The sequence below is a fragment of the Candidatus Avelusimicrobium alvi genome (assembly GCF_958451995.1).
GTDB classification, from domain to species: Bacteria; Elusimicrobiota; Elusimicrobia; order Elusimicrobiales; family Elusimicrobiaceae; genus Avelusimicrobium; species Avelusimicrobium alvi.
In genome coordinates this window covers 21787-44575 of the sequence record NZ_CAUDSG010000010.1, presented here as the reverse complement: position 1 = coordinate 44575, position 22789 = coordinate 21787, and the positions used below count along the sequence as shown (strand labels likewise).

Annotated in this window: 19 protein-coding genes and 5 tRNA genes; 7 read left to right on the top strand and 17 right to left on the bottom strand. The window is 53.9% G+C overall.

Annotated features, from left to right (window positions below; all coding sequences use genetic code 11):
- Positions 1 to 106 precede the first annotated feature (106 nt).
- The 3 genes from ACQY36_RS03370 to ACQY36_RS03360 form a co-directional block, all read right to left on the bottom strand.
- Positions 107 to 179, bottom strand: a tRNA-Thr gene (locus tag ACQY36_RS03370).
- Between the two features lie 46 nt (positions 180 to 225).
- Positions 226 to 298: transfer RNA gene (locus tag ACQY36_RS03365), tRNA-Thr, on the bottom strand.
- 47 nt (positions 299 to 345) lie between these two features.
- Positions 346 to 416, bottom strand: a tRNA-Gly gene (locus ACQY36_RS03360).
- A gap of 378 nt (positions 417 to 794) precedes the next feature.
- On the opposite strand from ACQY36_RS03360, the gene ACQY36_RS03355 reads away from it, so the two are divergent.
- A tRNA-Cys gene (locus ACQY36_RS03355) sits at positions 795 to 866 on the top strand.
- A gap of 213 nt (positions 867 to 1079) precedes the next feature.
- Here ACQY36_RS03355 and ACQY36_RS03350 read toward each other — a convergent pair.
- The 6 genes from ACQY36_RS03350 to sppA form a co-directional block, all read right to left on the bottom strand.
- Positions 1080 to 4283, bottom strand: coding sequence for an efflux RND transporter permease subunit (locus ACQY36_RS03350; protein WP_428077722.1), 3204 nt, complete (start codon positions 4281 to 4283; stop codon positions 1080 to 1082).
- Between the two features lie 11 nt (positions 4284 to 4294).
- Positions 4295 to 5197 (bottom strand): efflux RND transporter periplasmic adaptor subunit, encoded by a 903-nt coding sequence (locus tag ACQY36_RS03345; protein ID WP_428077720.1) that lies wholly within the window; start codon positions 5195 to 5197, stop codon positions 4295 to 4297.
- A complete protein-coding gene (locus tag ACQY36_RS03340; RefSeq protein ID WP_428070935.1) occupies positions 5181 to 6557 on the bottom strand; it encodes a TolC family protein in 1377 nt (458 codons plus the stop codon). Before ACQY36_RS03340 ends, ACQY36_RS03345 begins: the two co-directional genes overlap by 17 nt.
- Before the next feature lie 4 nt (positions 6558 to 6561).
- Positions 6562 to 7221 carry a TetR/AcrR family transcriptional regulator gene (locus ACQY36_RS03335; protein ID WP_428070933.1) on the bottom strand — a complete coding sequence of 220 codons (660 nt, stop codon included), beginning with the start codon at positions 7219 to 7221 and terminating at the stop codon, positions 6562 to 6564.
- A gap of 157 nt (positions 7222 to 7378) precedes the next feature.
- A complete protein-coding gene (locus tag ACQY36_RS03330; protein ID WP_428077718.1) occupies positions 7379 to 7942 on the bottom strand; it encodes a hypothetical protein in 564 nt (187 codons plus the stop codon).
- Between the two features lie 9 nt (positions 7943 to 7951).
- Entirely contained in the window at positions 7952 to 9097 is a 1146-nt protein-coding gene (gene sppA, locus ACQY36_RS03325; protein WP_428070929.1) for a signal peptide peptidase SppA, read from the bottom strand.
- A gap of 134 nt (positions 9098 to 9231) precedes the next feature.
- On the opposite strand from sppA, the gene dapA reads away from it, so the two are divergent.
- The 4 genes from dapA to ACQY36_RS03305 are packed head-to-tail and all read left to right on the top strand — an operon-like array spanning position 9232 to position 13090.
- Positions 9232 to 10119 (top strand): 4-hydroxy-tetrahydrodipicolinate synthase, encoded by an 888-nt coding sequence (dapA, locus tag ACQY36_RS03320; protein WP_428070927.1) that lies wholly within the window; start codon positions 9232 to 9234, stop codon positions 10117 to 10119.
- A gap of 9 nt (positions 10120 to 10128) precedes the next feature.
- Positions 10129 to 11007, top strand: a complete 879-nt coding sequence (locus ACQY36_RS03315) for an aspartate-semialdehyde dehydrogenase (protein WP_428057330.1) — start codon at positions 10129 to 10131, stop codon at positions 11005 to 11007.
- Positions 11004 to 11678 (top strand): 4-hydroxy-tetrahydrodipicolinate reductase, encoded by a 675-nt coding sequence (locus tag ACQY36_RS03310; RefSeq protein WP_428057332.1) that lies wholly within the window; start codon positions 11004 to 11006, stop codon positions 11676 to 11678. The genes ACQY36_RS03315 and ACQY36_RS03310 overlap by 4 nt, the downstream gene beginning before the upstream one ends.
- The gene (locus tag ACQY36_RS03305) at positions 11675 to 13090 is read left to right on the top strand and encodes a UDP-N-acetylmuramate--L-alanine ligase (protein WP_428057334.1); all 1416 of its coding nucleotides are present in this window, start codon (positions 11675 to 11677) and stop codon (positions 13088 to 13090) included. Before ACQY36_RS03310 ends, ACQY36_RS03305 begins: the two co-directional genes overlap by 4 nt.
- A 116-nt stretch (positions 13091 to 13206) precedes the next feature.
- On the opposite strand, the gene murD is transcribed toward ACQY36_RS03305, so the two are convergent.
- On the bottom strand, positions 13207 to 14601 hold the full coding sequence (murD, locus tag ACQY36_RS03300; protein WP_428057336.1) for a UDP-N-acetylmuramoyl-L-alanine--D-glutamate ligase: 1395 nt from the start codon (positions 14599 to 14601) through the stop codon (positions 13207 to 13209).
- Positions 14580 to 16055 carry a UDP-N-acetylmuramoyl-L-alanyl-D-glutamate--2,6-diaminopimelate ligase gene (locus ACQY36_RS03295; protein ID WP_428077717.1) on the bottom strand — a complete coding sequence of 492 codons (1476 nt, stop codon included), beginning with the start codon at positions 16053 to 16055 and terminating at the stop codon, positions 14580 to 14582. The genes murD and ACQY36_RS03295 overlap by 22 nt, the downstream gene beginning before the upstream one ends.
- 34 nt (positions 16056 to 16089) lie before the next feature.
- Here ACQY36_RS03295 and ACQY36_RS03290 point away from each other — a divergent pair, with 34 nt between their 5' ends.
- Entirely contained in the window at positions 16090 to 16857 is a 768-nt protein-coding gene (locus tag ACQY36_RS03290; protein WP_428077715.1) for a TIGR02757 family protein, read from the top strand.
- Between the two features lie 6 nt (positions 16858 to 16863).
- On the opposite strand, the gene ACQY36_RS03285 is transcribed toward ACQY36_RS03290, so the two are convergent.
- Both ACQY36_RS03285 and tilS read right to left on the bottom strand, forming a co-directional pair.
- Entirely contained in the window at positions 16864 to 17439 is a 576-nt protein-coding gene (locus ACQY36_RS03285; protein ID WP_428077713.1) for a pentapeptide repeat-containing protein, read from the bottom strand.
- A complete protein-coding gene (gene tilS, locus ACQY36_RS03280) occupies positions 17436 to 18176 on the bottom strand; it encodes a tRNA lysidine(34) synthetase TilS (RefSeq protein ID WP_428077711.1) in 741 nt (246 codons plus the stop codon). The genes ACQY36_RS03285 and tilS overlap by 4 nt, the downstream gene beginning before the upstream one ends.
- 44 nt (positions 18177 to 18220) lie before the next feature.
- Between tilS and ACQY36_RS03275 the strand changes: the two genes are divergently transcribed.
- Positions 18221 to 18586, top strand: a complete 366-nt coding sequence (locus ACQY36_RS03275) for a response regulator transcription factor (RefSeq protein WP_428077709.1) — start codon at positions 18221 to 18223, stop codon at positions 18584 to 18586.
- A gap of 66 nt (positions 18587 to 18652) precedes the next feature.
- Here the strand turns inward: ACQY36_RS03275 and ACQY36_RS03270 are convergent, their stop codons facing one another.
- The 4 genes from ACQY36_RS03270 to ACQY36_RS03255 all read right to left on the bottom strand — a co-directional run bounded on the left by ACQY36_RS03270 (position 18653) and on the right by ACQY36_RS03255 (position 22680).
- Positions 18653 to 19243 (bottom strand): biotin--[acetyl-CoA-carboxylase] ligase, encoded by a 591-nt coding sequence (locus tag ACQY36_RS03270; RefSeq protein WP_428077707.1) that lies wholly within the window; start codon positions 19241 to 19243, stop codon positions 18653 to 18655.
- Positions 19244 to 19385: 142 nt separating this feature from the next.
- On the bottom strand, positions 19386 to 21401 hold the full coding sequence (gene uvrB, locus ACQY36_RS03265; RefSeq protein ID WP_428057350.1) for an excinuclease ABC subunit UvrB: 2016 nt from the start codon (positions 21399 to 21401) through the stop codon (positions 19386 to 19388).
- 68 nt (positions 21402 to 21469) lie between these two features.
- The gene (locus tag ACQY36_RS03260) at positions 21470 to 22156 is read right to left on the bottom strand and encodes a MarC family protein (RefSeq protein ID WP_428077705.1); all 687 of its coding nucleotides are present in this window, start codon (positions 22154 to 22156) and stop codon (positions 21470 to 21472) included.
- A 449-nt stretch (positions 22157 to 22605) separates the two neighbouring features.
- Positions 22606 to 22680: transfer RNA gene (locus tag ACQY36_RS03255), tRNA-Val, on the bottom strand.
- Positions 22681 to 22789 lie beyond the last annotated feature (109 nt).

The following is a 22789-nucleotide window of genomic DNA, read 5'->3' as shown; positions in this document are numbered from 1 at the left end:
AATCGTCCCGACGTTTACGTGCGGTTTGCTGCGGGAAAATTTTTCCTTTGCCATTGTTTAGTTCTCCTGTTTTTAGTCTTTACTGCATTGTTTAGTTGTCAAAACAAGCTGGGAGTGGGAATCGAACCCACGACCTTCTCCTTACCATGGAGATGCTCTACCTACTGAGCTACCCCAGCATTTACTGCCGGTGCCCCGTATGGGACGGGGACTTTCAAATTTATAAGCTGGGAGTGGGAATCGAACCCACGACCTTCTCCTTACCATGGAGATGCTCTACCTACTGAGCTACCCCAGCATTCGGGTGCCGCACCGAACGCGGACTTGTTACAGCGCACACTGCCAAGCGGGCGATGGGAATCGAACCCACGTATCAAGCTTGGAAGGCTAGTGTTCTACCATTGAACTACGCCCGCGCAAGGCAATACTTTATTATATCAAAAAATGTATAAAGACAAAAGCTTTTTGACGCAAAAGCCCCGGCCCGAAGCCGCGAAAAACGGCCCCCGTTCGGGAGCCTTTATATTATTATAGCAAAAAGTAAGCCCGCAAGCACGCCTTTTGCGCCGGATTTACGCAACAAATCCCGGCACGCGCCGCGCACCGGGAAGAAAAGGTGGGAGGCCGAGTCCCCTACAAGAGGCATACCCTAAAACGGGTTGTTGTGGCACTCCCATACTGCTAGTATAGCAGCCAAGTCTTAAAAATCAAGACCCAAATTGATTTTTAACGCTTCTTCCTAAAAACCTCTTTTTTTGCTATAATAATTTTGTTCCAATCATTTTGACGTATACGGTGCGGTGGCCAAGTGGTAAGGCGTGAGTCTGCAAAACTCATATTCGCGGGTTCGATTCCCGCCCGCACCTTACAATTTATAAAACCGCGCTTAAACAGGCGCGGTTTTCGCTTTTTAAACGCAAAAAGCGCCTTTGTTCTTTTTCCGGCCGCAGAAAAAGAATTATATTGTAACACCGGAAACATACAGCCTAAAACAGATTAAGAACAACAACATCCCCTCTCTGTACATAAAAAAGCCGGGCCCCGCAAGGAGGTCCGGCTTTTCTGTTTTCCCGTAAGGATTAATCTTCTTCCGGCACTTCGGACAGGATAACGTCGCTGTCCTTGTCTTCCGGATAAGGAATCCCTCTGAATTTGTAGTTTACCCAGTTGCCCAGGTTGTCCATCAAAATATACGTAACCGGGGTCATCAAGAGCGTAACCAGCAGGGACAGCGCCTGCCCGCCGACGATAACCACCGCCAAGCTGCGGCGGGATTCGGCGCCTTCGCCGTTGGAAATAAGCATCGGCACCACGCCCACAATCAGCGTAAGCGTCGTCATCAGAATCGGGCGCAAGCGGACGCGGTTCGCCTGCAGAATCGCATTCGTGCGGCCGTAACCGCGGGCGCGCAGCTGGTCGGTATAATCGGTCTGCAAAATAGCGTTTTTACTGACTACGCCGATTAACATAAACAGACCGAGCAAGCTGAAAATGTTCAGCGTCTGCCCCGTGATGAGCAGGGAGAACACCGCAAACGGAATCGTCAGCGGCAGGGACACGATAATGGCCACCGGGTGCGAGTAGTTTTCAAACTGCGCGGCCAAAATCATATACTTGAACAGGAACGCGAGCACGAACGCAACCAGGAACGATTGGAACATACGGCCCATTTCTTTCGCGCTTCCGCTCATACCGCCGGAATACTCGCTGGACACGCCCAGGTTTTTATATTCCTGCTCAATAATAGCCATAGCGGTGCGGGTATCCAGTCCGTTTAAGTTGGAGCGTACGGTTACCTGGCGCTGGCGGTTGAAGCGGTCAATCTGGCTGGGGCCGAGGCCTTCTTCAATGCTGGCCACGCTGTCCAGACGGACGATGGTGTCTTCCCCGTTGGTTTTGCCGGGCACCATCAGCGCGGAAACGGCTTCTTTCGTATCGCGGTACTCTTCGGCCACGCGTACGCGCACTTCGTATAAGTCGTCCCCTTCTTTATATTTGGAGATATCGTCTTCACCGCCCACCATCGTGCGCAGCGCGGAAGCGATGTCGGACACGTTCACACCCATATTATGGGCTTTCTCGCGGTTGATGACCACGCGGTATTCCGGTTTGGCCAGTTCTACGGATAAATCCGAGTCAATAAAACGCGGATCCTGTTTGAGCTTGGCCAAAATGGCGTTGCCGTATTCAATCAGCTTGTTGATGTCCGGCCCGCTGAGCAGGAATTCCACTTCTTTCTGGCCCGAAGACGGGCTTTCGCTCGCGATGAACGAGCTGGTTTTGAGCCCTTCGTATTTCTTGAGCATTTCGCGCGTTACGGTTAAGTAGTCGGACGTAGTCATCCCTTCGCGCTGGTCGCGCGCTTCCAGCTCAAAGCGCAGCTGGCCTTTGTTGCTGGGGCTGGAGTTGGCAAAACTGCTTTCGCCCACGCCGGCGGAAATCAGCACGTCCTTTACGTGCGGCATACGGCGCACGTCGCGCTCAATCTGCATCAGGATTTTCTGGGTGTCCGGATAGCTGGTGCCCACGGGGGCTTCCACGTTAATCTGGATTTTACCGCTGTCGTCCACCGGGAAGAATTCGCCGCCCACTTTTTGCATCATGGGCACAATCAAAAGCAAGCTGGCTACGGCCAGCGCCACCATGGTCTTGCGGTGGTGAATGGACCATTCCAGCATCGGGATATACCAATCCACCAGCTTTTTGTTAATAGCATCTACCATCAAATCCAGCTTGCTTTTGTGGTCTTCTTTTTTAAGCATTTTGGCGCAGAGCATCGGCGTCAGCGTCAAAGCCACGATACCGGAGAGCGCGATGGCGAACACCACCGTCATCCCGTAGCTGCTTACAATACGTCCCACAATACCGCTCATATACGCCAGCGGCAGGAAGATAACCAGAATGGAGAGCGTGGTGGCCACGACGGTGGAGGTGATTTCTTTCGCTCCGTCCACGGCGGCCACTTTCGGCTTTTTGTTGTATTTCTCCATATGGCGGTAAATGTTTTCCAGCATAACGATGGCGTCGTCAATAACGATACCGACGGCCACCGTCAAACCCAAAAGCGTCATGGAGTCAATGGTAAAGCCCATCATATTCATAAAGATGAACGACCCGATGATGGAAATGGGCATAGCCAAAAACGCGATGAACGTGGAGCGCAGCGAACCCATAAAGATAAGCACCATCACGCCCGCCAGGAAACCGCCCAAAATCAAGTGTTCCAGCACGGTGTGTACGGACGCTTTAATGTTGCCGGACTGGTCCAGCATCAGGTTGATTTCAATATCTTTCGGGAGCGTGGGCTTAATAAGCTCCAGCTTTTGTTTCACGCCTTCAATAACGGCCAGCGTGTTGGTGCCGGACTGTTTTTTAACTTCCAGCGTAACGGCGCGTCTGCCGTTTAAGAACGTGGATTCGCGGTCGTATTCGCCCGCGTCTTCGGCGTAGCCGATATCGGAGATTTTGATGGAAGCGCCTTTGCGGCTGGCCACAAAAATATCGTTAAACGACGGCACGTCCGGAATACGGCCCAAAATACGCAGGCTGAATTCCTGGTGCTGCTGTTCCACGCGGCCGCCCGGCATTTCCACGTTCTGTTTTTGGATGGCTTCTTTTACTCTGCTGATGGGAAGCCCCAGCGAATAGAGTTTGAACGGATTGACGATGATATGGATTTCGCGTTCGCGTCCGCCCACGATGTTGACGGAACCTACGCCGCGGATGTTTTCAATGTTTTCTTTAACCTGCTTTTTCGCGACTTCGGTCAAATCAATAATATCCCGGTCGCCGGACACTACTACGTTCAGCACCGGCATGGAATCCGCGTCCAGCTTTAAAATAACGGGGGCATCGGTTCCGTCCGGCAGATCGTTTTTGATCAGGTCCACTTTGTCGCGCACTTCCTGTGCGGCGACGTCGCCGTCTTTTTCCAGGTCAAACTTAATAATCACCAGAGACGTGCCTTCCATGCTCTGGGATTTCAGCTCGTCAATGCCTTCAATCTGGTTGACGGATTCTTCAATGACTTTGCTGACGGAGGTTTCCATTTCCTCCGGGCTCGCGCCCGCCAGCGTGGTCTGCACCAGCACGTACGGCACTTCCACGTTGGGGTACATGCCTACGCCCATGCTGCTGTAGGACATCAACCCCACGATGATAAGCGCCAAGCTGGCCATAATGGTCAGTACGGGCCGGTGAATGAAAAATGACGCGAATCCGCCCTTTGCGTTTTGCGCAGAGGGGGCGGAAGCCGTTGTCGTGTTCGTATTATTTTCCTGCATACCTGGCTTCCTTAATTAATCTCAATCTTGCTGCCGTCTTTCAGGCCGTACGCAAAACCCAGCACGTTCTGGCCCACGGAGAGGCCTTCGGTTACTTCCAGGTAATCGTTGTTTTCAAAGCCGACGGTTACTTCCTGGCGGCGGGCCGTTTTGCCGTCTTCGGACGGCATAAACACGTACGCCTGGCCTTTTTCATCGCGGTAAAGGCTGTTTTTGGCAATAGACACGGCTTTCTTCTTTTCGGATAAAATGACATCCACCTTAGCGAACATACCCGATTTAAGCAAACCTTTTTTGTTGTCGGCCCAGAATTCCACGGCCACGGCGCGGCTCATAGAATCCACCACCGGGCTGATGATTTGCAGTCTGGCTTCAAACTCTTTGCCGGGCAGCGCGTCCACGCGCAGGGTGGCCGGCTGGCCTTTATAAATTTCGCCGATGTAGCGTTCCGGAATATCCACGGCCACGCGCACTTTTTCCTGGTTTACCACCAGCGCCACGGGGGTGGACACCGTTACGTTGGCGCCCGGATCCAAATACACGCGGCCTACCACGCCGGTAATGGTGGACGGAACCACCACGGGTTCATAAATCGCGCCCACTTCGTCGCGTTCAATCAAAGAGACGGTCTGGTTTTTCTTTACCGCATCCCCTTCGCGCAGCACGTTGCGCAGCAATTTGCCGTTTACGCGCGGATACAGGGTGGCTTCTTCCCAGGCTTTAACGCTGCCGGACATTAACAGCTGGTGTTTCAAATCCCGCAGCTGGACGGTTTCCTGCTTTACCACAAACACGTCCCGGGCGACGCCGTCCAGCGGGCCGCCGGCTTTGGGCTTAAAAATAACCCCTAATACCACCGCAGCCACTACTGCGATGACTATGTATCTGATTCTTCTTTTAGTTTTCTTTCTCATATAAATCTACCTCTACCCCTACGGCGAATTTCAAATCGGAGAGCGCAATCGCCCCGTCATACACGGCCTGCACGTATTGCAGGTCGGAATCGTTTACGTTGGAAATGGCGTCGTTTACTTCCAGCTGGCTCGTCAGCCCCGCGCGGTAGCGTTTCATCTGCGCGTTCAAGTTTTCGCGCGCCTGTTCCACCACGCCTTTGGTGGCTTCCACGCGGGAGCGGGCCTCTTCCAAATTCAGCCACGCTTCTTTTACCTGGATGCGCACGTTTTTCATTTTGTTCTGGTACGCGGCCACGCTCTGTTCGTAAGCCAGTTCTTTCTGCGCCACCTGCGAGCTGACCCGCATCCCTTCAAACAGCGGAATGCTCAGGCTGATCCCGGCGCTGGAAGACCAGTAATAGTCTTTTTTATGCTGCGGGAAACCGTTCTCCGTAACCCCGTTATACGTATAATCGGCGTTTAACGCGAGCACGGGCATATGGCCCGCTTTGGCGATATTGATGTTGTAATGCGCCGCATCCACCGCCAGTTTGGAGAGCATCAGCTCCGGCCGTTTTTCCATAGCCAGGCGGTACAGCTCGTCCAGGGAAGGCGTCTGGGGCAGTTTCAAATCCGCCGGGGACCAGGTAAGATAAATGTTGTCTTCCGGGTCGCGGTTTAAAATTTGGCGCAGGTACAGGTTGCCCAGTTCAAAATTCTTTTTGGCCTGGAGCACCAGCGGCTCAATATTTTCCACTTTCACTTTTTGGGTGAGCACGTCCAGATTGCTGACCAAACCCTGTTTGTATTTCGCCTGGGCTTCGCTTAAATGCTGTTTGGCGATGTCCAGGTATTCTTCCTGCACGCGGATAAGCGCGGCGGCGTAAATAATGTCGTAGCAGAAGCCCACCACCTGTTTGGTAACCAGGCTCTGCACGTGGCGCAGGTTATACAGCCCCGTTTCCGCGCCCACTTTGGCCGCGCGGGCCGTATTGCGGATTTGGCCGCCCGACCACAGCACGTAAGAACCGTTAAGCCCCGCGGTATAAGTATTGTTCTGGCCGATTTCCATCGTGCCCGAAGACATAACGATTTTGCTCTTTTTCAACGCCCGGTTGTACGAGCCGTCCAGCGACAAAGACGGATAGAAATACGAATTGGCCTCGGAAAGCTGGGCTTCGTAAATTTCTTTCGTCTTTTGCGCGTCAATGATTTGGTAGCTGTCCGACAGCGCCATGCGGATGGCGTCGGAAATGGTGATTTTTTCTCCCCCTACCTCTTCACGTTCGGCAAACAAACTGTTGGCCGATTTGTCCGGAGCAGCCCCCAGACACACGGGCGCATATGCTGCCATAAGCGCGAGTAACATCCATTTCTTCATATGCTTATTTCTTTTCCTTATAGTATTGTTTTATTCCCAGTAAAATGATTTTTACCAAACGCGCGAGCGTTTCTTTATTGTAAACGCCGCCTACGCGCGCACCCCGGCAGACGTGCTGGTTCAAATACGCGCTGAACATCAGCTCGGCCGACAGGCCGGACACCAGCTGCACCACGTCGTTTATGGAACCCGCGGGCAGCGTGCCTCTTTTTTCTTCGCCGGCAAGCACCTGGGCCAGCATTTCGTATGCGGTTTTGCCCTTTTTTTTCGGCGCAATCGTTTTAGGGTCCATATCCAGCGTATAGGAAATCATCTGAATGACGAACTTGGAATGAATCGGGTCCTTCATAAAAAAGTTCAGGTGCGAAAGCAGCCCTTCATACAGCACTTCTTCGGGCCCCTGCGCGCGCTGCTGCACTTTTTCCATTTGGCGTCTGAACACGGTTTCGTGGTCCTCAATAATGCTGGCGCACAGGTCCTCTTTATTTTTAAAATAATAATAAAGAACGGGTTTGGTCACGTTTACCTTTTCGGCGATTTCGCGCATGGACACTTTGTCCAGGCCTTTTTCCGCCATCAGCGCAAAAGCCGCTTTTTTAATGGCGTCGCGCATACGGGTTTCACGTTCGGATTTATCGGTTTTTTCCAATTCGTTTTTTTTCATAAATAAGCTCTTTACCTACCGGTAGGTATATTTTACCAAAAAAAGAATACCCTTGCACGCTTCTTTTACAACCCCGCCTCACCGCTTTTTATTGCACCGGGCCGCGCGGGCACAAAAAAAGCCCCGCTCGGCGGCGGGGCTTTGTAAACAGGCGGGATTAAAAAAGCAGCGTAAGCGTCCAGATAAAAAACGCGCCCGCCAGCGCGGCGGCGGCCGCCGCCGGCACGAAGCCGAACAGCCACGCGCCCAGCGCCTTGCCCGCTGAAATACCGTACGCGCGCATCAGGCCGCGCGTCAAATACCCCAGCTGCAGGGCCAGCACCAATACAAGCGCCAGCGGAGCCAGCAGGCCCAGCCGGGCCGGCGGAAACGCCGCCGACACAAGCGCAAACGCAATCAGCAGTCCCTTAATAAATCCGGCCGAACCGACCAGGACAAACAGTTCCGCGGGAGAAGCTTTTACGCGGGAAAAATCCAAAAACAGCCCGCAGACGGACGCAATAAAATAGCCCGCCGTCAGCTCCGCCGCAAATACGAGCAACAGCTTTAATAACAGCGCCGGAACGGAAAGCCCGTCCCCGATGTTAAAAAACAGCACCCAGCCCAGCGCGGCGGCAAAATATCCCGCGCACGCCCGGGAGAAAGAACGCTCCTCCAGGAGCGACTGAAGCGCCCCCGCCGGGTCTTCCATATAATTAAAATAGGCTTTAAGCAATTTCATAAAGGCCCCTTAGTTTACCCACAGGTACGAAACGCTGGGAGTGGAAAGCGTCTGGAGCTGTTTGGCAAGCGTCTGGTTTTCCATCGTGGAGCCAAACGAGAAAATCAGCTCGCGCAGGCTGTCGGGCCGCTGGGTGATGATTTTCGGGTCTTTAAGGCCCGCCAGCTCCCCGGCCAGAAGGCGCGCTTCTTCTTCGCCGCCCAGTTTATCCACAAATCCCAGATTAAACGCACGCTGGCCCGTGAATACGCGGCCGTCGGTGTATTCGGTTAAATCTTCGGGTTTCACATTGGGGCGGCCGGCTTTCACCGCCGCAAAAAACTGCGTATACGTATCGTTGACCATATCCTGCAAAATGGCTTTTTCGGCGTCGGACATCGGGCGGAAAGCGGAGCCCATGTCTTTATATTTGCCGGAGGTAATCGGGGTGACTTTCACGCCGATTTTTTCAAACAGGCCTTCCACGTTGCTCGTTTGCATAATCACGCCGACGGAGCCCGTGATGGTGCCCGGTTCGGCCACGATTTTGTCGGCCGCCATGGCAATATAGAAACCGCCGCTTGCGGCCACGTCGCGGAACAGCGCCACCACTTTTTTATTTTCTTTGGCTTTTAAAATTTCGCTGTAAATGTTCTGCACGGAGGCCACGGTGCCGCCGGGAGAGTTGATGTCCAGCACGATGGCTTTGACGTTTTTGTTTTCGCCCGCTTCGCGGATTTTTTTAGCGATGGACGACGCGCCGGAAGGGCGCGAGAACGGGCCGGTGTTGTTGTCCTGCGCGATGACGCCGCGGATTTTAATCCACGCAATACCCGGCTTGCCGCCCGAGCGCGAAGAAAGCGCCGTCGCCAGTTTGGAGGCGGTTCCGTCTTCCGCTTCTTCGGAAACGGCCGGTTTGGCGGGCTCGCATTTCTCCACGGGTTTAACCGTCAGATAAATGCCGCACACGGAAGAAACGGCAAAAGTCAGCAATAAAAGAAAAGCCCACAATCCGCCGGAAGACGGGCGTTTAAACGCCGGCTTTTCTTCTTTTTTTTCTTCAACAGGCGGCAACAGAGCGGTTTTTTCGTTTTCCAGCAATTTTTTCTCCCAATCTTCTTTCGGAAGGCTGGTGTTGGTATCGGCCTGCCGGCCTTCTTGTTTGTTTTCGGACATAGCAGTATCCCCCGGGTCAAAAATGTTACTTAATTATACAAATTAAATTGCTAAAATATGAGCTGTTCCCGCTTGGCGGGCCGTTTGGCCGCCGCGCACGGGCCGGGAACGCATTTATGGTTACGGGAGGCGTTATGTTTAAAGGAGTATACACCGCGCTGGCCACGCCGATGGCCGCTGATGGAGCCGTGGATTATCCCTCGCTCGGGCGCTTGATTGACGCCCAGCTGGCGGCCGGGGTGGACGGGCTGGTGCTCCTGGGCACCACCGCCGAAGCCGCCACGCTGTCCGCCAAAGAAAAAAATGAAATTTTATATTTTTGCACCAAGCAAATCCAGGGCCGCGTCAAAATTATCATCGGCACCGGCACCAACTCCACCGCCTCCACTTTACAAAACACCCGCGAAGCCCTGGCCTTTAAGCCGGACGGCGTGCTGGTGGTTACCCCGTACTACAATAAACCCAACCCGGCCGGCCTGATTGAACATTATAAACAGGTGGCCGCGCTCGGCGCGCCGGTGGTGATGTACCATATCCCGGGCCGCACGGGCCTTAAAGTGCCCGGCGACGTATTGGGCCGTCTGCTGGCCGAAGTGCCGCAGATTGCCGGGATTAAAGAATCCGACTACGACATGGCGCACGTAACGGACACAGCCGTTAAATTCGGCAACCGCCTAAGCTATATCTGCGGCAACGACGATTTATTCCCGCAGTACCTGGCGATTAACGCCGCGGGCATCATCAGCGCGGCGGGCAACGTGTTTGCGCCCGCGTTCGTGCAGATTTATAAACTGTTTACCGGCGGGCAAACGCAAAAAGCGTTTGCGCTGTTTGCCAAACTTTATCCGCTTATCAAAGCGTGTTATTTGGAAACCAACCCCACTTGCGTGAAGTATATGCTTGAAAAAATCGGCTTCGGGTCGCAGACGGTGCGCCTGCCGCTGGGCGAAATTTCCGCCGAAAACAAACAGAAAATAGACCGGCTTTTAAACGCGGCCGACGCAAGCTTATTTATCCATTAAGGAGTACTTATGAAAACCGTAGGCATTATCGGAATCAACGGGATGGTCGGGCAGAATATGCTGGCCGAACTTAAAAAAATCAAAACCCCGTTTGAAATTAAAACATTTGGCCGAAACGACGAAATCACCCCGCTGGACATAGCCGTTCTGTGCACGGATAACCCCGTCAGCGCGGAGCTGGCGCCCAAAATTAAAGACCGCGTAAAATTTACGGTGGATATGTCGTCCGAATTCCGTATGACGCCCGGCGTGCCGCTCGTCATCCCGGAAATCAACGCCCGCGCCGTCACTAAAGATACGCCGCTTATCGCAAGCCCCAACTGCACCACCACGGGCCTGGTTATGAGCCTGGCGCCGCTGGCCCCGTATTATCATTTTACCGAAGCGTTTTTCTGCTCCTACCAGGCCATCAGCGGCGGCGGCAAAAAACTGCTGGACGATTTTCACACCCCCGGCTCTTATTACGAAAACAACTGCGTGCCGCTTATCGGCTCCGTGCAGGAAAACGGCCACACGAGCGAAGAATTAAAAGGCCTGTACGAAACGCGCAAAATTATGGAGCTGCCGGACATTAAAGTCTATTGCCACACGGTGCGCGTGGCGGTGGAAAATTCCCATTCGCTGGGCGTTACGCTTAAAGCCAAGGAAAATTTTGATTTGGAACAAGTAAAAAAACTGTGGAACGCTTTTCCGAACCTGCAGTACAGCGAAAAAGTCATCACGCCCAAAGAAGCCAGCGGCCGGGAAACCACGTTCATCTGCCGCCTGCGCCAGGACGTGGAGGAACCCAACGTCATCCATTATTTCGTTACGTTTGACAACCTGTTAAAAGGCGCGGCGATGAACGGCCGCCAGATTGTGGAACTGCTGCTGGAGCGGTTTGTATGAAAAAAGTATTTATCAACGGAGCAGAAGGCAAAATGGGCAAAGCCGTCGCCCGCATTATTGAAACGCGGCCGGAACTGGGGCTTTGCGTCGCCGTCAAACGCGAAAACGGGCAGGCCGTATTAGGGGATTTTGACGTAGTGATTGACTTCTCCTCCCCCCAGGGCGCGCAGGAAGCGTTTGCCATGGCGCGCAAACACCGCCGGCCGTTTTTAACGGGCACGACCAATTTGTCCGAAATGTTCCTCTTCCAAATGCAGGAAGAAGAAAAGATTCCCGTTTTTTATGCGCCCAACGTCAGCCTGAGCGTATATTTTTTCACCGAACTCGTGCGCCAGGCGGCCAGAATGTACCCGGGGTACGATTTTAAACTGCACGAGATTCACCATGTCCACAAAAAAGACGCTCCCAGCGGCACCGCCAAAAAACTGGCCGACGCCATGAACCTGCCCTATCCGCAGGTAACGTATGAGCGCACCGGCGAAGTGGTGGGCACCCACACCGCCGCATTCGCGTCCCCTTTTGATGAAATCACCCTCACGCATGAAGCAAAAAACCGCGACCTGTTCGCCGATTCGGCGGTGCACATCGCGCTGTGGCTGATGAAGCGCGAGAGCGGTTTTTACACCATGTCGGATTATGCTAAGTTCAAACTGAAGGAAAAGAAAAAATGAAAATTCACTTTGTAGGTATTGGAGGCGTGGGCATGAGCGCGCTGGCGCAGCTGCACGCCATGGGCGCAGACTCGGTTACCGGGTCGGACCGTCTGATCAGCAAAGGCTATACGGATATGGCCTTGTGGGAGTATTTAAAAAAGCTGAACATCCAGCTTTACCCCCAGGACGGCAGCGGCATTGACCACCGGACGGAGTTAGTCGTGCTCTCTTCCGCCATTGAAGAAGACAACCCGGAACTGCTAAAAGCCAAGGCGCTGGGCATTCCCACCATGCACCGCTCGGAACTCCTGGCCAAACACGTGGCCGAACACCGCACGATTGCCGTTTCCGGCACCAGCGGCAAAAGCACCACCACCGCGATGGTGTATGACATCCTGGCGTTTGCCGGGCTGAGCCCGTCCGTCATTACGGGCGCGGCCATACTGTCCCTGCAGCGCGAACAGGGCGTATTCGGCAACGTTTACAAAGGCGAGTCAGACATTTTGGTTATTGAGGCCGACGAAAGCGACGGCTCCATCGTCAAATACCGCCCGCATTTGGGCCTGTGCTTAAACCTGCAGAAAGACCATAAGGAAATTGATATTTTGCAGGGTTATTTTAAAGAATTTATTTCGCACTGCAAAACCGCCATCATCAACGCGGAAGAAGAAAACCTGCGCGTGCTCGCGCCGCAGGCCAAGACGTTCGGCCTGTCGCTGGGTGACGTACACCCGACGGAAATTAAAGTGGACGGTTTCGGGTCCGACTTTACCATCCAGGGCCAGCCCTTCCGCCTGCACATCCCCGGCCTGCATAATGTGTGCAACGCCGTGGCCGCCGTTTCCGCCGCCCTGCAGATGGGCGTGGATTTGGATACCTGCGCCAAAGCGCTTAACAAATTCCAGGGCATCGCGCGCCGCTTTGCCAGCGTGGGCAGTTACGATAAAATTGAAGTCGTTGACGATTTCGCCCATAACCCGCACAAACTGGGTGCGACTATCGCCGCCGCCCATCTGCGCGGCAAACGCGTGCTGGCCTTTTACCAGCCGCATGCCTTCACCTCCGTTAAAATGCTGGCGCCGGAATTTGTGGACAGCTTCGCCAAGCACATCGGCCCCGAAGACCATTTGTGGCTGACGGAAGTGTATTATCCGGGCGGCACCATTCCGCAGGGCGTTTCCTGCCGGACGATTTACGAAGGCTTAAAAGCGCGCGGCATAAACGTCAGCTACGACGACTGCCGCGAACGCATCCTGTCCGAAATGGCGGGCGCCGCCCAGCCGGGCGACATTTTGCTGGTGCTCGGCGCGCGCGACCCGACCTTAACGGACTTTGCCCACAAGCTGCTGGGCGCGCTGAAAGAACGCCAGCCGGTTGAAAGCTGCCAGAACTGTATGCTGGGCAACTGCTGTATGCATTACAGCAAATAAATCGCCTTGTTAAAAAGCCCCGGCGCAACCGGGGCTTTTTATTGGCTTTGCACCCCGGTACACATAAAAACGGGACCTTGTAGAGGTCCCGTTTTTAAATGCTCTCAGCCGCGCGTTTATTTGTTGCCGTCCACACGGTCCTTAAATACATAGGCATTGACCAGCCGTTTAAAAATTTTGCCCCGCTGTTCAAAATCTTTAAACTGGTCAAAGCTGGAACACGCCGGAGACAAAAGCACAATGTCCCCCTTGCACGCCGCACCCATGGCGGTTTCCACAGCTTTTTCCAGGGTGCCGCAGCGCGTCAGCGCCACCGCGCCGTGCAGCTCGGCTTCAATTTTATCCATCGCTTCGCCAATCGTCAGTACGCGCTTGCAGTAATCTTTTACGTAAGGGATTAACGCTTCGTACGAAGCGCCCTTGTCGCGCCCGCCTAAAATCAGCCACAGGTTCTGCCGCTTTTCAAAACTTTTAAGCGCGGTAATGGTGGAATCCAAATTAGTGGCCTTGGAATCATTCACATACACCACGCCGCGGTGATAGGCAAACTGCTCAATGCGGTGCTCCATCGCTTCAAAGCGGTCAAACACGGCCTGCACCGTATCCGCCGGCACGCCGGCGGCCAGCGCCATCAGCGCGGCGGCCATGGCGTTTTCCACGTTATGAATACCCTTTAAATGCGGCGGGCGGATTTGGTGCCCTTCGCTGAAAATCAGTTCGTCCCCGTCAAAAAACACGTCCGTTTTAAGCAAATGCTTGGGATGGGTGGAGAACGCCAGCACTTCGCTTTTGGCTTTTTCCACCAGCTCGGCGCATACCGTATCCGCCCCGTTGACCACCAGCACATCGCTTTCGCGCTGGTTTTTAAGCACTTTACCTTTGGCTTTGATATAGCCTTTCATACCGCCGTGATGGTCCAGGTGATCCGGCGTAACGTTTAAAATGCACGCGTAATGCGGGCGGAAATAGGTGCTGTCCTCCAGCTGGTAGCTGGACACTTCAATCACCAAATCGTCGCCTTTTTTCACTTCCGCGGCGCAGAGCGAAACGGGGCTGCCGATATTGCCGCACACGTGCACGCGGCGGCCTTTGCCCTCCCGCACGGCGTGCTGTGTTAAAATGTCACCCAGTAAAGCGGTGGTCGTGGTTTTGCCGTTGGTGCCCGTTACGGCAAACACCCGCACGCCTTTGGGCATAAACGCCAGCGCGGTTTCCAGCTCGCTAAACACGGGGATGCCGCGTTTTTTCGCTTCCAGCAGGATAGGATTTTTAGGGAAAATACCCGGGCTTTTAATCCAAAAGCCGCATTCAAACACGCGCTCCGTATGGCCGCCCGTTTCCACGCTTACGCCGGCCGGCAGCCGGAAAGAGTCCACATGGGAAATGGCCGCCTCTTCGCTGATGAGCACTTCAAAGCCGTTTGCCGCCAGCAGGGCCGCCACGGCCCGGCCGCTTTTGCCCAGGCCGAGCACGCAGGCTTTTTGGCCTTTTAATTTTTCTTTTCTGAACATAAATTCTTCTCCCCGCACAAAAACGCGCGGACGGTTTCCCGGTCGGAAAAATGACGTTTTTCCGTACCGACGATTTGATAGTCTTCGTGCCCCTTGCCCGCGATAATCACAATATCGTCTTTTTGCGCGGCGGCCAGCGCGCGGCGGATGGCCTCGGCCCGGTCCGGCACGATTTCGTAATTGGAAAACCCTTTCATTCCTTCCAAAATATCGTTAAAAATTTGTTTTTCGTCTTCACAGCGCGGATTGTCGTTGGTTAAAAATACGCGGTCCGCATGCGTGCACGCCGTGCGGCCCATCAGCGGGCGTTTGGTGCGGTCCCGCTGGCCGCCGCAGCCAAATACCACCAATACGCGCCCTTTTTTAAACGGTTCCACCGTTTTAAACGCGCGCTGCAGCGATTCGTCCGTATACGCAAAATCCACAAATACAAAATAATCCTGCCCTTCGCTAATGCGTTCCATCCGGCCCGGCACGCCCGGCAGGTTTTTAAGGCCCTGCACAATGTATTTTTCTTCCACGCCGCCGGCCCGTGCGGCGGCGTACGCCGCCAGCGCGTTATACACGTTGTGGCGGCCCAGCAGATTAATCCGCGCCGGCACGCCGTTGACGGTAAAAGACGTATGCGTCAGACTTTCCCGAATGTCCGCGGCTTTAAAATCGGCTTCGCCGTCCACGGCGAAAGTAACCGTGCGCACGCGGCCTTTTAACATTTCCAACAGCCGCCGGCCATACGGGTCGTCGGCGTTGATGACGGCGGTGCGCCGGGGTTTGGGATTATGCGGGTCCGTCAGGTTTTCAAACAGTTTTTGTTTGGCTTTAAAATAATTTTCAAACGTATGGTGAAAATCCAAATGATCGCGCTGCAGGTTGGTAAATATCGCGGTGTCGTACCAAATATGGCGCACCCGCTGCAGTTCCAGCGCGTGGGAGGAAACTTCCATCACCACGCCGTCGCACCGTTCGGCCTTCATTTGCGCAAGCAGTCCAAAAAGCACCAGGGCGGCGGGCGTAGTGTTGGGGGCGGCGCACACCACCCGGCCCGCTATACGGTAATTTACGGTGCCGAGCGCGCCCACTTTACGCCCCGCGGCCGTTAAAACGGATTCCAGCAAATACGCAATAGAGGTTTTACCCTTCGTGCCGGTAATGCCCCACATCGCCATAGCGTCGGACGGACGCCCGTAAAATTCGTAGGCGGCGTCGGCCATGTCGCGGTCAATATCCTCCGAGCGGTAATACAATACCGGGCAGGGTTTAACGGGGTCAACGGAAGACACAATCATCCCCGCGCCGCGGGCAAGTGCGTCGTCAATAAACAAATTGCCGTCCGCGTTGGCGCCTTTTAACGCAAAAAACACCGCGCCGGGGCGTACGTCCTGCGAGCGGAACGTCAGTCCGCTGACCGCGAGGCCGTTTTGACGGGCTTTTTCCAATACAATACTGATGGGCATAGCAATATGGTATCAAATTGGTAGAATGTAGGAAATGAAAAAAAACACCCGCTATTTTGACGATTTATACACCCGCTACAACAAACGCGCCCTCTGCTCGCCCGACCCGCTCCAATTTCTCTACGATTATCCCGACAAGCGGGACCGGGAAATCACCGCGCTTACGGCGGCGTGTTTCGCGTACGGAAACGTCAAACAAATCCTGAAAAATTTAAACACTGTTTTTACGCCGATGCGCGGACGGCCGCACGCGTTTGTCCTGGGTGCGTCCGCCGCCGGCCTGCGCCGGACGTTTAAAGATTTTAAATACCGCTTTACCACGCGGGAAGAATTATGCGCGTTCCTGCTGGCGGTGCGGCGGGTGCTTAAAAAGCACGGCTCGCTGGAAGCGTGTTTTTTAACGCACTACAGCGAAAGCGACGAATCCGTCCTGCCCGCACTGCGCGGCCTGGCGCGTGAACTGCGCGCCGAAGGAGGCTTATCCTCCCTGGTGCCGGACCCGGATAAAAACAGCGCGCTGAAACGCTTAAATTTATTTTTGCGCTGGATGGTGCGCCAAGACGAAGTGGACCCCGGCGGCTGGGACGGCGTGCCGGCCTCCAAGCTCATCGTCCCGCTGGACGTGCATATGCACCGCATCGCGCGACGGCTGGGGCTTACCAAACGAAACGCGGCGGATATTACCACCGCGCTGGAAATCAGCCGGGCGTTAAAAAAGCACTGCCCGCAGGACCCGGTAAAATACGATTTTTGTTTGACGCGCTTTGGCATCCGCGACGATATGGACTACAAAGATTTGTAAGGGGAACTATTCAATTTCCAACCCGTATTTTTCCAGCAAACCCGGCAGGCCGTAGACGGAAAACCTGGCTTTCCTCATCCGGTTGGATTCGGGATCAAAAACGAAATTGTAAGCGGTGGTAAAATCGGTTTTTTCCAAATTGGTCTGCTGGAAAACGGCGCGCGCCAAATCACAGCGCGTAAACGAAGAACCCGACAAATCCGCCTTGGAAAACACGGCTTCGCGCACGGAGCAGTCCGTAAAATCCGTCCGTTTAAGCGGCAGGCCGGCAAACGACGCACAGCGCAAATCGCACTGCAAAAAATGCATGGAAAGCACGGTGCGGCAGCAGTCAAAAAAGTTAATCCCTTCCATTTTGCACCGTTCAAATTTTACGCCTTTAAACGCGGTCCCCGCCACTTGGATAAGCGAAAGATTGCAATCGGCAAACACGCAGTCCTCAAACGAAAAAGAAGCCAAATCCGCGCCCTGGAAATTACATTCCTTAAACGTACACCCGCAAAAAACCGCGTCCTGCTCCGCCGCCACAAACGCGCGCAGCGCCGTAAACAGCCGTCCGTCAAAATAATCGGGAGCCGTCATTTGCCTACTCCCCGCTCCAGGATTTTTTCCACATCCGCCGCGATTAACGCCAGGTGGTGTTTAATCTGCGGCTGTTTGGTGGCGAGCAGCGGCAGCAGCTTGCCGCGCACCCAGTTGCGGGTAAACGCGTCATCAAAATTGGTTCGGTCCGTTACGTGCGTCAGGCCGTTGTTTTGTAAGTACGCTTCCGTCTCCGCGCGCGTAACGCACAAGAGCGGGCGCACGATTTCCACGTCTTTGGCCAGCGGGCGGCGCACCGGTATGCCGGCGAGCCCTTTGGCTTTGGTGCCGCGCAGCAGATTTAGCAAAACGGTTTCGGCCTGGTCGTCCAGATGGTGCCCCAGGGCCAGCTTGTTGGCGCCCCATTTGCGCGCGGCTTTTACAAACGCGTCGTAACGCGCTTTGCGCGCGCCATGTTCGGGGCTTAAATCCAGCTTTTTCGCCACTTTTTTGGCATCGGTTTTTTGGGTTATAAATTCAATTCCCAGCTCTTTGCACAGGTTTTTGCAAAAACGCTGGTCTTGGGCCGCTTCCCGGCCGCGCAGGCCGTGGTTTACGTGCACCGCGGCCAGCAAAAAATGCTTTTCTCCGGCGAGATAGCGCAAAAAATGCAGCAGGCATACCGAATCCGCCCCGCCGCTGAGCCCCACCAGCACCGCGTCCCCCCGGCCCACCAGGCGCGAAGCAAAAGCGCGCATACGGGGCAGGACGGAAGCGTTAAAGCTTTTTTTTGTCATATAAAAAAGTATAATAAATATAGAAGATTATTGGAAAAGTGAATATGAAAAAAAGAATTTTAATTGTAGAAGATGAAGCCAGCATTATTGACCTTCTGACCTTGGTGCTGACCCGCGAAGGATACGAAGTGTATTCGTGCCAGACGGGCCGCGACGCCATCGCCGCTATGAAAAAAGTGCATCCGCACCTGGTCATCCTGGACGTTATGCTCCCCGGCCTGGACGGGGCGAGCATCGTCAAAATTATGGGTGAGGATGAAACGCTGGCGTCCACTCCGGTAATCGTTACGTCGGCCCTGGTGGAGTCGGAAAAGATGTTTCAGCCGTATCCCCAGGTGAAAGGGTTTTCTTCCAAGCCGTTCGTGCTGATGGATTTTGTGGCCAAAGTCAAACAGGCGCTGGGCGATTAATCCAAACCGCTTTTATACAAAACACCCGCTTTAAAAGCGGGTGTTTTTTGTTCCCTTTAAAAATGGTTACGCAGCGGAATGGAGCCAATGTGCGTAATGCTTCCAAAAATGATTTAACAGTTCGTCCAAAAACAGCTCCTTGCTGGTTTCGGAGCCGATCAGCTGCTTGAGGCTTACCGCCGTATCTTTTAACGAAGCGGGCAGGCGGTTATTGACGTTTACGCCCACGCCCACCAGCATCCAGCTGTTGTTGGCGTCGCCGGAAGAGGTCTCAATCAAAATACCGCAGATTTTTTTCCACTTGCGGGCTTTGCCGTCCCAGGCTAGTACGTCGTTGGGCAGCTTTACTTTGGTTTTAACGTCAAATACGGAAGAAATCGCATCCGCCACCGCCCGGCCCACACGCGGGCTTAAAGACGCGTTGCACGCGGCCGGTTTATTGGGACGCAGAATCAGCGTAAAATAAACGCCGCCATCCGACGAGCTGAATGTGCGGTCGTAGCGGCCGCGGCCGCCGGTCTGCCGGCAGGCCAGCACCAGGGTGCCTTCGGGTTCGCCTCGTTCGGCCAGCTCTTTGGCCAGGGTTTGCGTGCTGTCCACAAGCTCCAGGCCGATAACCTTCGTAACGGACTGCAAAGGGATAGTCGTTTCTTCCATATGTATATTTTACCAATTTTACCGCCGCGGCGCGCACCCGGCAAAATCGTATGCGCGTCCGCCGCCGGCTTAGCAATCCGCATCCGCGCCTGTTTAAGCGGCGTTAAAAACCCCGGTATCTCCGGGGTCTTTACGAGTTATTTTAAGAACGCTTCTTCTTTTTGTCCGCGCCTTTCACTTTCATCTGGCGCAGTTCAAAAAGTCGGTCGCGCAGTTCGGCGGCCAGTTCAAAGTTCAGCGCGTCGGCGGCCTGGAGCATTTGCTGTTCAATGTCCTTCTCCACCGATTTTAAATTTTTAAGCGTGGGTTCCGGCAGGGACTCGCTTAAAATGCCGAATGCGCTGGTTTTGGCCTGCTGCTCAAATTCTTTCAGCTCCACTTCCGTTTTTTGAATGGTCTTGGGGGTAATGTGGTGCTCTTTGTTGTACGCTTCCTGCAGTTCGCGGCGGCGGTTCATTTCGTTTAATGCGTATTGAATGGAATCCGTTTTGCGGTCCGCATATAAGATAACTTCGCCGCCCGCGTTGCGCGCCGCGCGGCCGGAAATCTGGATTAGAGTAGTGGTATTGCGCAGGAAGCCTTCGTTGTCCGCCCCCAGAATGGCCACCAGCCCGACCTGCGGAATATCAATGCCTTCGCGCAGCAGGTTGATGCCGACGAGCACGTCAAATTTTCCCTGGCGGAATTCTTTTAAAATTTCCACGCGGTCCAGCGCTTCAATATCTGAATGCAGGTAACGCGTTTTGATATTTTTTTCGGTAAAAAACGCGCTTAAATCTTCGGCGGTTTTTTTGGTAAGCGCCAGCACCAGCGTGCGCTCGCCGCGTTTTTTGTGTTCGTTGATTTTGTCCACCAGGTGGTCAATCTGTCCGGCGGTCGGATGCATATACACCTGCGGATCCACCAGGCCCGTGGGGCGGATGACCTGCTCCACAATGTTGTTGCCGCTGACCGTCAGTTCATACGGGCCCGGCGTGGCGGACACAAACACGGTAGAAGGCAGGAGGCTTTCAAATTCTTCAAACTTCAGCGGACGGTTGTCCAGCGCCGACGGCAGACGGAAGCCGAAATCCACCAGCATCTGCTTGCGCGCACGGTCTCCGTTAAACATACCGCGCACCTGCGGCAGGGCCACGTGCGATTCGTCCACCATCATTAAAAAATTATCGTAACGTTTAAAATAATCCAGCAGGCACGAAGGGCGTTCGCCGGGTTTGCGTCCGTCCATATAGCGCGAATAGTTTTCAATCCCGGGGCAGAAACCCGCCTGGCGGAGCATTTCAATGTCGTATTCGGTGCGCTGTTTCAAGCGGTAGGCCTCCATTTCTTTGCCCATGGAAAGCAGGTCCGCGCGGCGGATTTCCAGGTCGCGCTCTATTTGGCTGATGGCGTTTTGCGTGTCTTCGTCCGTCGCCACGAAATGTTTGGCCGGATAAATCCACGCTTCTTCCAGCTCGGCCAGCACGTTGCCGGTAATCGGATGGATTTCGTAAATATGCGCAATGGTTTTGCCCGCAATTTCCACGCGGACGGCGTTTTGGCTGTACGGGGTCATCACGTCCGTATACGGGCCGCGCATACGGAATTTGCCGGAGGAAAATTCCATTTCGTCGCGGTGGTATTGGATTTTAATCAACCGGCCCGAAAGTTCTGCGCGCGTCATCTGCGCGCCTTTTTTAACGTAAATGCGCATCTCGCGAAAACTGTCCGGCGAGCCGATATTGTAAATGCACGACACGCTGGCCACCACAATAACGTCTTTGCGCGTCAAAAGCGAAGTGGTGGCTTTTAAACGGAGTTTATCAATATGTTCGTTAACCGCGGAATCTTTTTCAATATACGTATCCGTCTGCGGGATATACGCTTCGGGCTGGTAATAATCGTAATACGAAATAAAATACTCCACGGCGTTTTCCGGAAAAAACTGTTTGAACTCGGCGTACAGCTGCGCCGCCAGCACTTTGTTGGGGGATAAAATCAGCGTGGGCGTGTTTAACCGTTCAATCACGTTGGCCATCGTAAACGTCTTGCCCGAACCGGTTACCCCCAACAGCGTCTGGCGCGTCTGCCCGGACAGAATGCCCCGGGTCAGCGCGTCTATGGCTTTGGGTTGGTCGCCCGCCGGTTTAAAGGGAGATACGAGTTTAAAACGGTCCATAAAGTTATTCTACTTTTATAATGCAGACAAAAAAAGGGCGGCCGCAGCCGCCCCTTATCAAAAAAGCATTACTTCACGCCGCCTCCCGCGTGGGTGAAGGTGGAATCCAGCACGCCGGGCAGCAGCTGCGCAACGCCGTCAATCATAAACTGCATGGCGATGGCGCACAAAATCATACCCATAAACCGGATGACGATCTGCGTGCCGTTGGGGCCGATTTTATTAAAAATATAACGCGACCCCACAAGGCACACGCCCACGATGGCGGAGCTTAAAAACAACACCACAATCATCATTAGAGCCATGGAGAAAGTGGTTGTTTTTTCCGCATACAGCACGACGGTGGTAATGGAACCGGGGCCGATAAAAAGCGGCATGGCCACCGGCACGAGAATATGGCTCAAGCGGTTGCGGGCCTGGTCAAACGTATCGCCCTGCGCAGCGCCGGTTTCAATGCCGTGGCTTTCAAATTTGCTTTTACCCTGCAACATGCGAAGACCCACAATCAAAATGATGATGGAACCCGCCAGGCGAAAGGCCGGAATGGTAATGCCGAAAACGGTGAGGATACGGCTTCCAAAAATAAAAAATGTGGTAAGCAAAATAAAAATAGAAAGCGCCATCAAAAGCGCCACCGCGCGCTGTACGTTGGGCGGTTCATTTTCCACGTGTTCCAAGAAAATCGGCACGTTCCCGATAGGGTTCAAGATGGCCAGCATACCGATAAAAGAGTTGATGAGCAGACTCCATTCCATAACCGATAAAAACTCCTTAAATGAAAATAGCCTGCTTAAAAGCAGACATTTTAGGTTCCTATAAATAGTATATAAAATAAATACGCGCGAAACACGGCCAGGCCGTTCCGGGCGGACAAAGGGCCGCTCCCCCCTATACGGCTATACGGCGCAGAAGACCGACCCAAGCCCTGACGCGAGCAAAGCAGTTTGCGCGCTTACTGCCCTATTGATATAAAACACAACACCCGCCAAATGGCGCTTAATATACAGGATTTGCCTTCCGGTAAAATTCCTGACGGAATTTTCCTACAGGCTGGGCTCGCGGTTTTGGCCTTGCGCACTTGCAGGCGCAAACCAAAACATCGCTCCGCCTTTCAAATCCTGACGCGCGCAAAGCAGTTTGCGCGCTTACTGCCCTATCTATAAACAAAATACCCGGCCTATAAACAGGCCGGGTATTTTATAAATGGTGGGCAGTACAGGATTTGAACCTGTGACCTTCCGCGTGTGAGGCGGACGCGCTACCGCTGCGCCAACTGCCCTAAATCGTGTATATTTATTATAACAATTTCGCGTAAGCTTTGAAAAGCTTTTCTTTTTCCCGCCCCGCCAAACACCGCGCACGCACCGCCTTAACGTATGCTATACTAA

Excerpts from the sequence above, each read along its gene's own strand:
- ACQY36_RS03260 (WP_428077705.1), bottom strand. The coding sequence starts at position 22,156 with ATGGAATGGAGTCTGCTCATCAACTCTTTTATCGGTATGCTGGCCATC.
- ACQY36_RS03350 (WP_428077722.1), bottom strand. The coding sequence starts at position 4,283 with ATGCAGGAAAATAATACGAACACGACAACGGCTTCCGCCCCCTCTGCG.
- ACQY36_RS03340 (WP_428070935.1), bottom strand. The coding sequence starts at position 6,557 with ATGAAGAAATGGATGTTACTCGCGCTTATGGCAGCATATGCGCCCGTG.
- dapA (WP_428070927.1), top strand. The coding sequence starts at position 9,232 with ATGTTTAAAGGAGTATACACCGCGCTGGCCACGCCGATGGCCGCTGAT.
- ACQY36_RS03295 (WP_428077717.1), bottom strand. The coding sequence starts at position 16,055 with ATGCCCATCAGTATTGTATTGGAAAAAGCCCGTCAAAACGGCCTCGCG.
- ACQY36_RS03315 (WP_428057330.1), top strand. The coding sequence starts at position 10,129 with ATGAAAACCGTAGGCATTATCGGAATCAACGGGATGGTCGGGCAGAAT.
- murD (WP_428057336.1), bottom strand. The coding sequence starts at position 14,601 with ATGTTCAGAAAAGAAAAATTAAAAGGCCAAAAAGCCTGCGTGCTCGGC.
- sppA (WP_428070929.1), bottom strand. The coding sequence starts at position 9,097 with ATGTCCGAAAACAAACAAGAAGGCCGGCAGGCCGATACCAACACCAGC.
- ACQY36_RS03290 (WP_428077715.1), top strand. The coding sequence starts at position 16,090 with ATGAAAAAAAACACCCGCTATTTTGACGATTTATACACCCGCTACAAC.
- ACQY36_RS03330 (WP_428077718.1), bottom strand. The coding sequence starts at position 7,942 with ATGAAATTGCTTAAAGCCTATTTTAATTATATGGAAGACCCGGCGGGG.
- ACQY36_RS03345 (WP_428077720.1), bottom strand. The coding sequence starts at position 5,197 with ATGAGAAAGAAAACTAAAAGAAGAATCAGATACATAGTCATCGCAGTA.
- ACQY36_RS03285 (WP_428077713.1), bottom strand. The coding sequence starts at position 17,439 with ATGACGGCTCCCGATTATTTTGACGGACGGCTGTTTACGGCGCTGCGC.
- ACQY36_RS03335 (WP_428070933.1), bottom strand. The coding sequence starts at position 7,221 with ATGAAAAAAAACGAATTGGAAAAAACCGATAAATCCGAACGTGAAACC.
- ACQY36_RS03270 (WP_428077707.1), bottom strand. The coding sequence starts at position 19,243 with ATGGAAGAAACGACTATCCCTTTGCAGTCCGTTACGAAGGTTATCGGC.
- uvrB (WP_428057350.1), bottom strand. The coding sequence starts at position 21,401 with ATGGACCGTTTTAAACTCGTATCTCCCTTTAAACCGGCGGGCGACCAA.
- ACQY36_RS03305 (WP_428057334.1), top strand. The coding sequence starts at position 11,675 with ATGAAAATTCACTTTGTAGGTATTGGAGGCGTGGGCATGAGCGCGCTG.
- ACQY36_RS03275 (WP_428077709.1), top strand. The coding sequence starts at position 18,221 with ATGAAAAAAAGAATTTTAATTGTAGAAGATGAAGCCAGCATTATTGAC.
- tilS (WP_428077711.1), bottom strand. The coding sequence starts at position 18,176 with ATGACAAAAAAAAGCTTTAACGCTTCCGTCCTGCCCCGTATGCGCGCT.
- ACQY36_RS03310 (WP_428057332.1), top strand. The coding sequence starts at position 11,004 with ATGAAAAAAGTATTTATCAACGGAGCAGAAGGCAAAATGGGCAAAGCC.